This is a genomic window from Pseudomonas sp. Q1-7 (genome assembly GCF_028010285.1).
Lineage (GTDB): Bacteria > Pseudomonadota > Gammaproteobacteria > Pseudomonadales > Pseudomonadaceae > Metapseudomonas.
The window spans coordinates 5,316,452-5,328,733 of sequence record NZ_CP116304.1 but is presented as its reverse complement, the minus strand read 5'-3'; the positions used below and the strand labels follow the sequence as shown (position 1 = coordinate 5,328,733).

Here is a 12,282-nt window from a genome sequence, read left to right as displayed (position 1 = left end):
GCGCCTGAAGTGGTTTGATGAGGTTTTTTTAATGACTGAACGTCTGAACAACGACTTCCAGTTCATCGAGGTCGGGCGCAAGGATCCGAAGAAGAAACTGCTGCGCCAGCGCAAGAAGGAATTCGTCGAGATCCATGACCTGTTCAAGCCGCAACAAGCGGCTGACCAGGCTCACCGCTGCCTTGGCTGCGGCAACCCGTATTGCGAGTGGAAGTGCCCGGTGCACAACTTCATTCCGAACTGGCTGAAGCTGGTATCGGAAGGCAACATCCTGGCCGCCGCCGAGCTGTCGCACCAGACCAATACCCTGCCGGAAGTCTGCGGCCGGGTCTGCCCGCAGGATCGTCTTTGCGAAGGCGCCTGCACCCTCAACGACGGCTTCGGCGCCGTCACCATCGGCTCGGTGGAGAAGTACATCACCGATACCGCCTTCGCCATGGGTTGGCGCCCGGACATGTCCAAGGTCAAGCCCACCGGCAAGCGCGTTGCCGTGATTGGTGCCGGCCCGGCGGGCCTGGGCTGCGCCGACGTGCTGGTGCGCAACGGTGTCACCCCGGTGGTGTTCGACAAGAATCCCGAGATCGGTGGCCTGCTGACCTTCGGCATCCCCGAATTCAAGCTGGAGAAGCATGTTCTCAGCCGCCGCCGTGAAGTCTTCGGCGGCATGGGCGTCGAATTCCGCCTGAACACCGAGGTGGGCAAGGACGTGACCATGGACCAGTTGCTCGAGGAGTTCGATGCGGTGTTCATGGGCATGGGCACCTACACCTACATGAAGGGTGGCTTCCCGGGCGAGGACCTGCCGGGCGTGCATGATGCGCTGGACTTCCTGATCGCCAACGTCAACCGCAACCTTGGCTTCGAGAAGTCCCCCGAGGACTTCATCGACATGAAGGGCAAGCGCGTGGTGGTCCTGGGTGGTGGCGACACCGCAATGGACTGCAACCGCACCTCCATCCGCCAGGGCGCCAAGGCCGTGACCTGCGCCTACCGCCGTGACGAAGAGAACATGCCGGGCTCGCGCAAAGAGGTGAAGAACGCCAAGGAAGAGGGCGTGAAATTCCTCTTCAACCGCCAGCCCATTGCCATCGTCGGCGAGGACAAGGTGGAAGGCGTGAAGGTGGTCGAGACCCGTCTCGGCGAGCCGGATGCCCGTGGCCGTCGCAGCCCCGAGCCGATCCCGGGTTCCGAGGAGATTATCCCGGCCGAAGCCGTGCTGATCGCCTTCGGTTTCCGTCCGAGCCCGGCACCCTGGTTCGAGCAGTTCGATATTGGCATCGACAACCAGGGCCGTGTCGTGGCCCCGGCCCAAGCGCAGTTCAAGCACCAGACCAGCAACCCGAAGATCTTCGCCGGCGGCGATATGGTCCGTGGTTCCGACCTGGTGGTGACGGCGATCTTCGAGGGGCGTACCGCCGCCGAAGGCATCCTGGACTATCTGGGCGTCTGATCCGGAGTTTCCGTAGGATGGGTCGAGCGTAGCGATACCCATCGATGCGGGGTCCGCGACGCGGCAAATGGTCGCGATAGACAAAAGGCACGGCACCCGCCGTGCCTTTTGCGTTGGGCTTTGCGAAAATGCCCGCACTTTTTTGCCGGAATCCTGCCATGACCGCCCTGAAGAACGACCGCTTCCTCCGTGCGCTGCTGAAGCAGCCAGTCGACGTCACTCCTGTCTGGATGATGCGCCAGGCCGGTCGTTACCTGCCGGAGTACCGCGCCACCCGCGCCAAGGCCGGCGACTTCGTCAGCCTGATGAAGAACCCCGAGCTGGCCTGCGAAGTCACCGTGCAGCCCCTGGATCGCTACCCGCAACTGGATGCGGCCATCCTCTTCTCCGACATCCTCACCATTCCCGACGCCATGGGCCAGGGCCTGTACTTCGAGACGGGTGAAGGTCCGCGTTTCAAAAAAGTGGTGAGCAGCCTGGCGGATATCGACGCGCTGCCGATCCCGGACCCGGAGAAGGATCTGGGCTACGTCATGGAGACGGTGAGCAAGATCCGTCGCGAGCTGAATGGCCGCGTACCGCTGATCGGCTTCTCCGGCAGCCCCTGGACCCTGGCCACTTACATGGTCGAAGGGGGCTCCAGCCGCGACTTCCGCAAGTCCAAGGCCATGCTCTATGACAACCCCCAGGCCATGCACGCCCTGCTGGACAAGCTGGCCCAGGCGGTGACCGTCTACCTCAATGGCCAGATCAGGGCGGGTGCCCAGGCCGTGCAGATTTTCGATTCCTGGGGCGGCAGCCTGTCGGCGGCAGCCTACCAGACGTTCTCCCTGGCCTACATGAAGAAGATCGTCGACGGCCTGATTCGCGAACACGACGGCCGGCGCGTGCCGGTCATCCTGTTCACCAAGGGGGGTGGGCTCTGGCTGGAGTCCATGGCCGACACCGGCGCCGAGGCCCTGGGCCTGGACTGGACCTGCGACATCGGCAGCGCCCGCTCCCGCGTCGGCGCCAAGGTGGCGCTGCAGGGCAACATGGACCCGGCGGTGCTCCATGCCAATCCGGCGGCGATCCGTGCTGAGGTGGGGCGTATCCTCGCCGCCTACGGTGAGGGTTCGGGCCATGTGTTCAACCTTGGCCACGGCATCACCCCGGAAGTCGACCCGGCCCACGCCGGTGCCTTCTTCGAAGCGGTGCACGAGCTGTCGGCGCAGTATCACGGCTGAAGCCGTTCCAAAAGAAAAAGGCCGCGATCGCGGCCTTTTTCTTCAGTTGATCCTGATCAGTTGATCCCGCTGGGCTTCGGGAAGCTGGTCGATCGTGAGCAGCGTCAAGTCCTTGCCGGCGTCCCCTCCGACCAGTTGCGCGCCCATCTGCGCATTGGCTTCCTCGGGGAGCTTGTACATCGCGCCGGTCAGCGGGTCTACGATCAGCATGCCGATCAGGCCCCCGAAAAGAATGTTCCCCCAATACCAACCGCTGAGCGACGAGTCCAGCTTGACCTCTTGATCAGCGTATCCGTCTTTCTTGAACGCGATGGTGTATTCCGCGCCGTCGAAGTAGCCTTCGCCGGATTTGAGGGTCACGGTGCTGGGCGTGATGCCGGAATGTACGACTTTGCCCGTGCTGTCTTTCACTTCGAAGCTCGCCCCGCCAGGGGTGCTGGACACTGCGATGGGGTAGCTGCTATCGCCAACGATGCTGGCGCAACCGGAAAGCAGTGCTGTGGAAAGGGCGAGTGCGAGGCAGAGGTTTTTATGGGGGGTACGCAAGATCATCTCCTTGTTGTCTTGGCGTTATGCCCGGCGCCTTCATGGCTCCGCTTGGTACGCGAATGGGCGGCGGGGACTATACGGTGATATCAAAATGATTTCATCCTGAGTCGTCGCTAATTTTCGTCTGTTGCGTGCTGGCATCTTCCCGTAGCCAGGACTTGCCGTAGAATCCGAGTCTTGATCGCTCAGGGAGGTGTTCGATGCGTCGTGTGGTTTTCAATCAGAAAGGCGGGGTCGGCAAGTCCAGCATTGCCTGCAACCTGGCGGCCGTGAGCGCTTCGCAGGGCTATCGCACCCTGCTGATCGACCTGGATGCCCAGGCCAACTCCACGCACTACCTCACCGGGCTTACCGGCGAGGAGATTCCCGTGGGAATCGCCGACTTCTTCAAGCAGACCCTGTCGCCCACCGCCTTTCGCAAAGGCAAGGTGGATATCTACGAGACGCCCTTCGATAACCTCCACGTGGTGACCGCCACGGCCGAGCTGGCCGACTTGCAGCCCAAGCTGGAGTCGAAGCACAAGATCAACAAGCTGCGCAAACTGCTGGAAGACCTGGACGGCGACTACGAGCGCATCTACCTGGATACGCCGCCAGCCCTGAATTTCTACACGGTTTCCGCGCTGATCGCCGCGGATCGTTGCCTGATTCCCTTCGACTGCGACAGTTTCTCCCGCAATGCCCTGTATGGATTGCTGGCAGAGATCGAGGAACTGAAGGAAGACCACAACGAGGAGCTCGAAGTGGAAGGCATCGTGGTCAACCAGTTCCAGCCCCGGGCAACGCTGCCCCAGCAATTGCTGGATGAGTTGCTGGAGGAGGGCCTGCCGGTGCTGCCGGTGAACCTGATGATGTCGGTGAAGATGCGCGAGTCGCACCAGGCGTGCAAACCGCTGATTTATCTGGACAAGAGCCACAAGCTGACGCAGCAATTCGTCGAGCTGCACGATCTGCTTGAGGGCTAGAAGGCCGGGTTAAGGGTGGCGCTTCGCAGAGAGAAGTGCCCGCTGCCTGTCCCGCACGAGCGCCCGGTCAATCCCAGCAGGCGAAACCTGTTCTCGTGTGGGCGCCGGGTTCAGGTCGGCCGGGTGATTGTCCAGGAAAACGATTTACCCGTGATCGACACCCTTGAGGCCTTGTCCTAGGCTCCCCGTCGGGCTCTGCCTACTTGTACTAAGCTGATTCCTACATATGTCTAAGTAATTGATTTAGTTGATAAAATTGCTAGCTTGTTTCAATTGTGAAACAGGCTGGCCCTCTCCTATGGTCGGTGGCGCTTCTTCAAGCAAACCTGAAGTAGGAGAAATAAACGATGTTGTTACGACGATCGATCCGTCAGGCCGCTGGTTTCCTCGGCGTCTGGTTACTGGCCATTTCGACGGCCATGTCCGCGCCGCTGACCCGCGACAATGGTGCGCCAGTGGGCGACAACCAGCATTCGCAGACTGCCGGCCCAACAGGGCCCACGCTGTTGCAGGATGTCCAACTGATCCAGAAACTGCAGCGCTTCGACCGTGAACGCATCCCCGAACGAGTGGTGCACGCCCGCGGCACTGGGGTTCATGGCGAGTTCGTCGCCACTGCCGATATCCGCGAACTGAGCCGCGCCCAGGTATTCGAGAAGGGGACCCGAACGCCGGTCTTCGTACGCTTCTCGTCGGTGGTGCACGGCAATCACTCCCCGGAGACCCTGCGTGACCCGCGCGGCTTCGCGACCAAGTTCTACACCACGGAGGGCAACTGGGACCTGGTGGGCAACAACTTCCCCACCTTCTTCATTCGTGACGCGATCAAGTTTCCCGACATGGTCCATGCCTTCAAGCCGGACCCGCGCAGCAACCTGGATGACGATGCGCGCCGCTTCGACTTCTTCTCCCATGTACCTGAGGCGACCCGGACGCTGACCCTGCTGTATTCCAACCAGGGTACGCCCGCGGGATACCGCTTCATGGACGGCAACAGCGTGCATGCCTACAAGCTGGTCAACAGCCGGGGCGAGGTGCACTACGTGAAGTTCCACTGGAAGAGCCTGCAGGGTATCCGCAACCTGGATCCCAAGGAGGTCGTGAAGGTCCAGGGGCAGGATTACAGCCACATGACCGACGACCTGGTGAAAGCCGTTGCGCGCGGTGATTATCCCAAGTGGGAGCTGTACATCCAGGTGCTCAAGCCTGAGCAACTGGCCGGCTTCGACTTCGATCCGCTGGACGCTACCAAGATCTGGCCCGATGTACCGGAGCGCAAGATCGGCGAGATGGTGCTGAACCGCAACGTAGGCAACTTTTTCCAGGAAACCGAGCAGGTGGCCATGGCGCCGAGCAACCTGGTTCCGGGTATCGAGCCGTCTGAAGACCGCCTGCTGCAGGGCCGGATCTTCTCCTACGCCGACACCCAGCTGCACCGGGTCGGCACCAATGGCCTGAGCCTGCCGGTGAACCGTCCACGTTCCGCGGTGAATAACGTCAACCAGGACGGCGCCATGAACACCGGGCACAGCACTGACGGCGTCAACTACGAGCCGAGCCGCCTCAGCCCGCGTCCACAGGACCCCGCCGCGCGTTACAGCCAGTCGCCGCTCGGCGGCAGCACCCAGCAGGCGGGTATCGAACGCGAGCAGAACTTCAAGCAGGCCGGGGAGCTGTACCGCTCTTTCAGCAAGAAGGAACGGGAGGACCTGGTGAACAGCTTTGGCCAGTCGTTGTCCGGCGCGGACGACGAGAGCAAGCACATCATGCTCTCCTTCCTCTACAAGGCCGACGTCGACTACGGCACCCGTGTCACCCGGGTCGCCGGAGGCGATCTGAAGCGGGTGCGCCAGCTCGCCGCCAAGCTCAAGGACTGACCCGTCCCGCCGCGCCGATTCGTCGGCGCGGCGTTCCTCTCTGCCAGCGCTGGTTCGGCGACGGCGACTGATCCGATCTCTATTTGACCAGCAGCAAATCGCAGGGAGGGTTCTGCAGGTAACGCAGTGCCAGGCTGCCCAGCAAGGCCTGGGAAATCAGGCTGCGCCCATGGCTGCCAAGGGCCAGCAGTTGTGGGTTCCGGGTGGCGATGGCGTCATCCAGTGCCTTGGGCAGCGATCCGTGCAACACGTCCAGCTCGACGCTGGGCTTCTGGCCATCCAGGCCGGAGAGCTCATCTTCCAGCAGTTTCCCCAACAGCTCTTTCTGTGTGGCCAGGACGTCGGTCGAGTGGCCGGATTTCGACAGAAGGCGGCTGCCCAGCTCCGGCACGTTCAAGGCCGACAGCCGGGCCGCGGGCGATAGCAGCGCGCAGCTCTTGCGCAGGGCATCGCAGGCGCAGAGGGAAAAGTCCAGGGCTACAGCGGCGTTCTGGTACGGCTGGCTCGCCGGTTCACCCACCACCAGCAGCAGCGGTATATCCAGATGGCGCGCGACCCGCTCGAGGGTCGTGCCAAGGAACAGCTCGGGCGCGTTGTGATGGTGCCGGCCGATCACCAACAGGTCGGCCTGACTGTCGTGGGCTTCTTCGAGAATCTGCTGGGCTGGGCGCCCCTTGCGCAGCAGCACCTGGCAATCACTGGCGTCCAACTGCGTCAGCCGTTCGGCGAAGTGGCGTTGCGCGGCTTCCCGCAGGGCGCCTTGCAGGGCGTTGGGCAGGTGGTCTTCCAGCACATGCAGCAGGGACAGGCGCGCATTTTGCTGGCGGGCGAGCTGGGCGGCGCGGCGCAAGGCGGCATCCGCCTCGCGGCTGAGGTCATGGGCGATCAGGATGTGCGTGAACATGGTGTGGGCCTCCTCCGGGACCCACACTCTGCGGCTTTTCGCTGCGGGGTGATTTGATCCAGGGCAAGGCCGCTCACTGTGCCCGCATCTGGTACAGCCCGCGGCTCTCGGCCACTACTTCGCCGCTGGCATCCAACAGTTGCAGCTCCAGGCAGTAGTCGGCTTTGCCGTTGGCTTCGGCTTCCTGCTGGATGCGCGCGATCTCCGCCTGGTCGAGGCGAGCGGCCACGGTGATATCGCCGGTGGCCGGGCGGCGGAAGCGCAGGTTCATTTCTTTCACGATGGGGTAGAAGCGCCGGCTGTCGAAGCTGGTCAGAAAGAGCGCGCCGCCGGGCACTTCAGCCAGGGTGAACAGCGCTCCGGCGTAGAGGGTGCCGATGTGGTTCTGGTTGCCCTCGAAGGGCATGCGCAGGCGCACATGGCCGGGCTCCAGGATTTCGGCCTTGAGTCCGCTGCGTTTGACGAAGGCGATCTGTTCTTCGGTCAGCTGGCGAACCAGCTCGGTGGGCATTGGCATGGCAGACTCCGTGGTGAGCGACCCCCAGAGCCTAGTCGCCGTGCCGCTGTCGGCAATGACCGGGACGGCCAGGGCGAGTGACCGGAACGCTCAGACGCCCTGGGACTTCAGCCAGGCGAGCAATTGGGGCAACGGCAGGGCGCCGCTCTGACGGGTGACTTCCACGCCACCCTTGAACAGGATCAGTGTCGGGATGGAGCGGATGCCGAGCTGACCCGCCAACTGGCGGTTGGCCTCGCTGTCCAGCTTGCCCAGGCGGCAACGGCCCTGCAACTGGGCCGCGGCCTGCTGGTAAATGGGCGCGAAGGCCTTGCAGGGGCCGCACCAGTCGGCCCAGACGTCCACCAGCAGGGGCAGGTCGCCGCGCAGTTGCTTGGCGAAGCCGGCCTCATTCAGGTCGAATGGGGCGGCTGGCAGCACGGCGGACTTGCAGTGGCCGCAGCGCGGCGAATCGCCAAGGCGGGCGGCGGGGATTCGGTTGAGGCCTGCGCAGTACGCGCAGGGAATCATCAATGGGTCGGTCATGTGCGGCTCCAGGTGCAATGGCACCGATCTGGAGCCTGGGATGAGGATTTCAAGGCTACTGCAGCGGCCAGACGCGCGGGATCACCAGCATCGCCACCACCACCATGAGGATGTTCAGCGGGATGCCGATGCGCATGAAGTCGCTGAAACGGTAGCCGCCGGCGTTGTAGACGAAGGTGTTGGTCTGGTAGCCGATGGGGGTGGCGAAGCTGACGCTGGCGGCGAACATCACGGCGACCACGAACGGGCGCGGGTCCAGGCCCAGGCTCTGGGCGAGGCCGATGGCGATCGGGGTCACCAGGACGGCCACCGCATTGTTGGAGAGGATCTCGGTGAGGGTGGTGGTCAGCAGGTAGACGAAGCCGAGCATCAGCAGTGGGCTGGCGTCGGGGATAAGCGCCGTGGTCTTGGCCACGAGCAGATCGACCAGGCCCACCTTGTCCATGGCGATGCTGATGGCGAGCATGCCGAAGATCAGGCTGAGCACTTTCCAGTCCACCGCCTTGTAGGCGTCTTCCACGTCCAGGCAGCGGGTGGACAGGACCACGGCGCAGCCGATGATGGCCAGGCCTTCGATGGGCATGAGGCCGAAGGCGGAAAGAGTGACCACGGCCAGGGTCGCGAGGATGGCGATGGGTGCCTTGTCGCGGCGGTAGGCGCGTTCCTGGACGGCGTTGAGGCTGATCAGTTCGCCGTTGTCGGCGAAACGCTTGATCTGTGCCGGGGTGCCTTCCACCAGCATCACGTCGCCGAACTGCAGCTGGAAATCGTCCAGGTTGCCCTGCACGTTCTCGTCCTGGCGGTGCACGGCGAGCACCGCGATACCGTAGCGCGCGGTGAGGTCGAGGTCGCGCATGGGGCGGTTGCTGTAGCGCGAGTTACGCCCGACTATCGCCTCGGCCACTATCACGTCGTGGCTGCTGACGGTTTCGAAGGCTTCGCCGCGGTTGAAGGTGAGCTTGTTGCTCTCGCGCAGGTCGACCACATCCTTGACCTGACCGTGCAGCACCAGCAAGTCGCCGGCGGCCAGGGCGGTGTCATGGGCCGGTTCGGTGATTTCCTGCTTGTCGCGGAAGATTTTCAGCACCTTCAGTCCGCTGCCGCCGTTCAGGTTCGCTTCGCTGATGGTGCGGCCGATCACCGGCGAGTCATGGGGCACCAGCAGCTCGCTCATGAAGGTGCGGCCGAGGTCCTGGCGCAATTGCCTGGACAGGGTTTCGCGATCAGGCAGCAGGCGATTGCTGAACAGCATCAGGTAGATGAAGCCGACAGCGCAGAAGGCCAGGGCCGCCGGGGTGATTTCGAACATGCCGAAGGGTTCGAGGCCGGCCTTGCGTGCCACGCCGTCCACCAGAATGTTGGTGGAGGTGCCGATCATGGTCAGCATGCCGCCGAGCACGGTGGCGTAGGACAGCGGGATCAGCAGCTTGGAGGGTGAGCTGCGGGCGCGCTTGGCCAGGGCGATGGCCACCGGGGTGAGGATGGCCACGACCGGGGTGTTGTTGAGAAAGCCCGAGATCACCAGGGCGGTGATCATCAGCCCGGCGAGCATGCGGATGGGGTTGTCGCCTACCAGGTTGCCCAGCCAGTTGCCGAGCGCATCGATGCAGCCGGTTCGCTCCAGCGCAGCGGAGAGCACGAACATGCAGGCGATGGTCACCGGGGCTGAGTTGGAGAGCACGCTGAGCACGTCGTGGGGCGTAAGCTGCTGGGCCACCAGCAGGGCGGCGACGGCGATGCCCACCACCACGTCCGGACTCCATTTCTCGCGGACGAAGGCATAGAGCACCCAGACCAGCAGGGCGGAAACGAACAGCAGGGGGAAAGCGTCCCAGGAAGGCATGGGATTCCTTAAGGGCGTGCGAATCTCGTGTGAGGTATCGGGCGCGCCTGTCAGGCACCCGCACAAGGCCGCCAATTTAGTGTGGATTTTTTAGAGAGTCTAAGACCGAATGCGTAGGTTTATATGCAATTTCGTTATCAGTGGGAGCCTGTATCTGCATCTTGACGGGCGACTGTATCCCTTGGCGGGCGGGGCCTTCGGCTAGGCTGGTGGTTTTCCGCCGGAGGTGGCTGCGATGCGGACGTTGGGTGTACTGGGTGGAATGAGCTGGGAATCTACCGTTACCTACTACCAACTGCTCAACCGGGGTGTGCGTGAGCGCTTGGGCGGTCTGCATTCGGCCCCCTTGCTGTTGCACTCGGTCGACTTCGCGCAGATCGCCGTACAGCAGAAGGCCGGCGAGTGGGAGGCGGCAGGTGAGGTGCTTGCGAAGGCCGCGCGGGGGTTGCAAGGCGCCGGCGCGACGGCCCTGTTGCTCGCCACCAACACCATGCACAAGGTGGCCGTTTTCATCGAGCAGGCGGTGGATATCCCGCTGCTGCACATCGGCGATGCCGTCGGCCAGGCGCTGCGGGCGCGTGGCGTGGAGCGCGCGGCGTTGCTCGGCACCCGCTTCACCATGCAGGAAGCCTTCTACCGCGAGCGTCTGGATCGGCAGTTCGGCATCCAGGTGCTGGTGCCCGACGCGGAGGCCATGGCGGAAATCGACCGGGTGATTTTCCAGGAACTCTGCATGGGCCAATTCCGACCGGCGGCCCAGGCCTTCTACCTCGACCAGCTGGCGCAGTTGAAAGCCCGGGGCGCCCAGGCGGCCATCCTCGGCTGCACCGAGATCGGCCTGCTGCTGGAAGGATGCGACTCGCCGTTGCCGCTGGTGGACAGCGCCGAGCGGCATGTGGCGATGGGGCTGGCGTGGATGCTGGACCTATAGAGGCACTCTCGCCGCCACTCAGGACGAGCAACTGATTTCCAGGTGCTTGCCCCATTCCGGCGGGCGTTCGGCGTAGCGCTCCATGCCGGGTTGTTCGTCGAACGGCCGGGAAAGCACCGCGTGCAGTTGGCGCACTTCGGCGTAGTCGCCCTGCTGGGCGGCCTCGATGGCGTGCTGGGCCAGGTAGTTGCGCAGCACGTATTTGGGGTTCACCGCGTGCATGCGGGTACGGCGCGCCGCCTGGTCGTCGCCGTCCTGCGCGGCGCGCGCCTGGTAGTCGACGGCCCAGGCGTCGAAGCCGGCCAAGTCGACGAAGTCTTCCCGCAGACGCTTCAGGGCCTGTTCCGGGGCATCCTCGCCCAGGCGGCGGAAGAACTGGCTGTAATCGATGGCACTGTTTTGCATCAGTTGCAGCAGGCGCTGCACCAGCGCTTCGTCCGCTTCCGCGGCTGAGGTGAAGCCCAGGCGGCGGCGCATCAGGTCCAGGTAGTGGGCCTGATAGAGCGGCAGGAAGAGGTTGAGGGTTTCGCGCAGCTGTTCTACGTCGACGAAGGGCGTCAGGGCCTGGGCCAGGGCGGCCAGGTTCCAGTGGGCGATGGGCACCTGGTTGCTGAAGCTGTAGCGGCCGCCGTCGTCGGAGTGGTTGCAGATATGCTTGGCGTCGAAGTCGTCGAGGAAGGCGTAGGGGCCGTAGTCGAAGGTGATGCCGAGGATGGACATGTTGTCGGTGTTCATGACCCCATGGCAGAAACCGTAGGCCTGCCAGAGGGCGATCAGTTCGGCATTGCGCTCCAGCACCTCGCGGAAGAAGGCCGCCCAGGGCTGTTCCTGTTCCAGGCACTGCGGGAAATGGCATTCCAGGACGTGGCGGCCAAGGATCTCCAGCTGTTCGTGCTGGCGCGTGTAGTAGAAGTACTCGAAGTGGCCGAAGCGCACGTGGCTCGCTGCGAGGCGCAGCAGCATCGCGCCGGTCTCGCGGGTTTCCCGGTACACCGGCGTCGAGGACCCGGTCACGCACAGCGCGCGGCTGGTGGGGATGCCGAGGGCGTGCAGATGCTCACTGGCGAGGAATTCGCGGATCGAGCTGCGCAGCACCGCGCGACCGTCACCCATGCGCGAGTAGGGCGTCTGTCCGGCGCCCTTGAGGTGCAGGTCCCAGTGTTCGCCGGCATCGTTCACCACCTCGCCCAGCAGCAGACCCCGGCCGTCGCCCAGGCGCGGGTTGTAGACGCCGAACTGGTGGCCGGAATAGACCATCGCGCGGGGTTGTGCGTCGGTCCAGAGCTTGTGCCCGGCGAACAGCTCGGCGAAGTCCTGAGTCTGTGCCTCGGCGGGGTCCAGGTCGAGCAGGGCCATGGCCGCCGCGCTGGCCACCACCAGGCGCGGCTCGGCGAGGGGCTCGGGCAGCACCTCGGTGGAGAAGGCGTCGCCCAGGCGGGCGAAGCGGTTGTCGAAGGTGAGGTTGTCGAGCGTTTTCAAGGACGGGCTCCAGCAG

11 protein-coding genes are annotated in these 12,282 nt (G+C 63.9%); 5 read left to right on the top strand and 6 right to left on the bottom strand.

Annotation, left to right across the window (positions count from 1 at the left end):
- Positions 1–31 precede the first annotated feature (31 nt).
- Both PJW05_RS24580 and hemE read left to right on the top strand, forming a co-directional pair.
- Positions 32–1,450 carry an FAD-dependent oxidoreductase gene (locus PJW05_RS24580; protein ID WP_271409537.1) on the top strand — a complete coding sequence of 473 codons (1,419 nt, stop codon included), beginning with the start codon at positions 32–34 and terminating at the stop codon, positions 1,448–1,450.
- A gap of 158 nt (positions 1,451–1,608) precedes the next feature.
- A complete protein-coding gene (gene hemE, locus PJW05_RS24575; protein ID WP_271409536.1) occupies positions 1,609–2,676 on the top strand; it encodes a uroporphyrinogen decarboxylase in 1,068 nt (355 codons plus the stop codon).
- A gap of 42 nt (positions 2,677–2,718) precedes the next feature.
- Here hemE and PJW05_RS24570 read toward each other — a convergent pair whose 3' ends face one another.
- Positions 2,719–3,222, bottom strand: coding sequence for a hypothetical protein (locus PJW05_RS24570; protein WP_442969192.1), 504 nt, complete (start codon positions 3,220–3,222; stop codon positions 2,719–2,721).
- A 203-nt stretch (positions 3,223–3,425) separates the two neighbouring features.
- On the opposite strand from PJW05_RS24570, the gene PJW05_RS24565 reads away from it, so the two are divergent.
- Both PJW05_RS24565 and katB read left to right on the top strand, forming a co-directional pair.
- Positions 3,426–4,190: a ParA family protein gene (locus PJW05_RS24565; RefSeq protein ID WP_271409534.1), complete on the top strand. Its 765-nt coding sequence runs from the start codon at positions 3,426–3,428 to the stop codon at positions 4,188–4,190.
- A 419-nt stretch (positions 4,191–4,609) separates the two neighbouring features.
- Complete coding sequence (gene katB, locus PJW05_RS24560; protein WP_442969275.1) at positions 4,610–6,067, top strand: catalase KatB; 1,458 nt, start codon at positions 4,610–4,612, stop codon at positions 6,065–6,067.
- 79 nt (positions 6,068–6,146) lie between these two features.
- Here the strand turns inward: katB and PJW05_RS24555 are convergent, their stop codons facing one another.
- From PJW05_RS24555 to PJW05_RS24540, 4 genes are all read right to left on the bottom strand, one after another.
- The gene (locus PJW05_RS24555) at positions 6,147–6,971 is read right to left on the bottom strand and encodes a universal stress protein (RefSeq protein WP_271409532.1); all 825 of its coding nucleotides are present in this window, start codon (positions 6,969–6,971) and stop codon (positions 6,147–6,149) included.
- 73 nt (positions 6,972–7,044) lie between these two features.
- Positions 7,045–7,488 (bottom strand): YiiD C-terminal domain-containing protein, encoded by a 444-nt coding sequence (locus PJW05_RS24550; RefSeq protein WP_271409531.1) that lies wholly within the window; start codon positions 7,486–7,488, stop codon positions 7,045–7,047.
- 90 nt (positions 7,489–7,578) lie between these two features.
- Positions 7,579–8,013: a thioredoxin TrxC gene (gene trxC, locus PJW05_RS24545; RefSeq protein WP_271409530.1), complete on the bottom strand. Its 435-nt coding sequence runs from the start codon at positions 8,011–8,013 to the stop codon at positions 7,579–7,581.
- Between the two features lie 55 nt (positions 8,014–8,068).
- Positions 8,069–9,856 carry an SLC13 family permease gene (locus PJW05_RS24540; protein WP_271409529.1) on the bottom strand — a complete coding sequence of 596 codons (1,788 nt, stop codon included), beginning with the start codon at positions 9,854–9,856 and terminating at the stop codon, positions 8,069–8,071.
- A 235-nt stretch (positions 9,857–10,091) separates the two neighbouring features.
- On the opposite strand from PJW05_RS24540, the gene PJW05_RS24535 reads away from it, so the two are divergent.
- Complete coding sequence (locus PJW05_RS24535) at positions 10,092–10,787, top strand: aspartate/glutamate racemase family protein (protein ID WP_271409528.1); 696 nt, start codon at positions 10,092–10,094, stop codon at positions 10,785–10,787.
- Positions 10,788–10,805: 18 nt separating this feature from the next.
- Here the strand turns inward: PJW05_RS24535 and selO are convergent, their stop codons facing one another.
- Entirely contained in the window at positions 10,806–12,266 is a 1,461-nt protein-coding gene (gene selO / locus PJW05_RS24530) for a protein adenylyltransferase SelO (RefSeq protein WP_271409527.1), read from the bottom strand.
- Positions 12,267–12,282 lie beyond the last annotated feature (16 nt).

Coding starts and splice junctions, on each gene's coding strand:
- PJW05_RS24580 (WP_271409537.1), top strand. CDS start 32: ATGACTGAACGTCTGAACAACGACTTCCAGTTCATCGAGGTCGGGCGC.
- hemE (WP_271409536.1), top strand. CDS start 1,609: ATGACCGCCCTGAAGAACGACCGCTTCCTCCGTGCGCTGCTGAAGCAG.
- PJW05_RS24565 (WP_271409534.1), top strand. CDS start 3,426: ATGCGTCGTGTGGTTTTCAATCAGAAAGGCGGGGTCGGCAAGTCCAGC.
- katB (WP_442969275.1), top strand. CDS start 4,610: ATGTCCGCGCCGCTGACCCGCGACAATGGTGCGCCAGTGGGCGACAAC.
- PJW05_RS24555 (WP_271409532.1), bottom strand. CDS start 6,971: ATGTTCACGCACATCCTGATCGCCCATGACCTCAGCCGCGAGGCGGAT.
- PJW05_RS24550 (WP_271409531.1), bottom strand. CDS start 7,488: ATGCCAATGCCCACCGAGCTGGTTCGCCAGCTGACCGAAGAACAGATC.
- trxC (WP_271409530.1), bottom strand. CDS start 8,013: ATGACCGACCCATTGATGATTCCCTGCGCGTACTGCGCAGGCCTCAAC.
- PJW05_RS24540 (WP_271409529.1), bottom strand. CDS start 9,856: ATGCCTTCCTGGGACGCTTTCCCCCTGCTGTTCGTTTCCGCCCTGCTG.
- PJW05_RS24535 (WP_271409528.1), top strand. CDS start 10,092: ATGCGGACGTTGGGTGTACTGGGTGGAATGAGCTGGGAATCTACCGTT.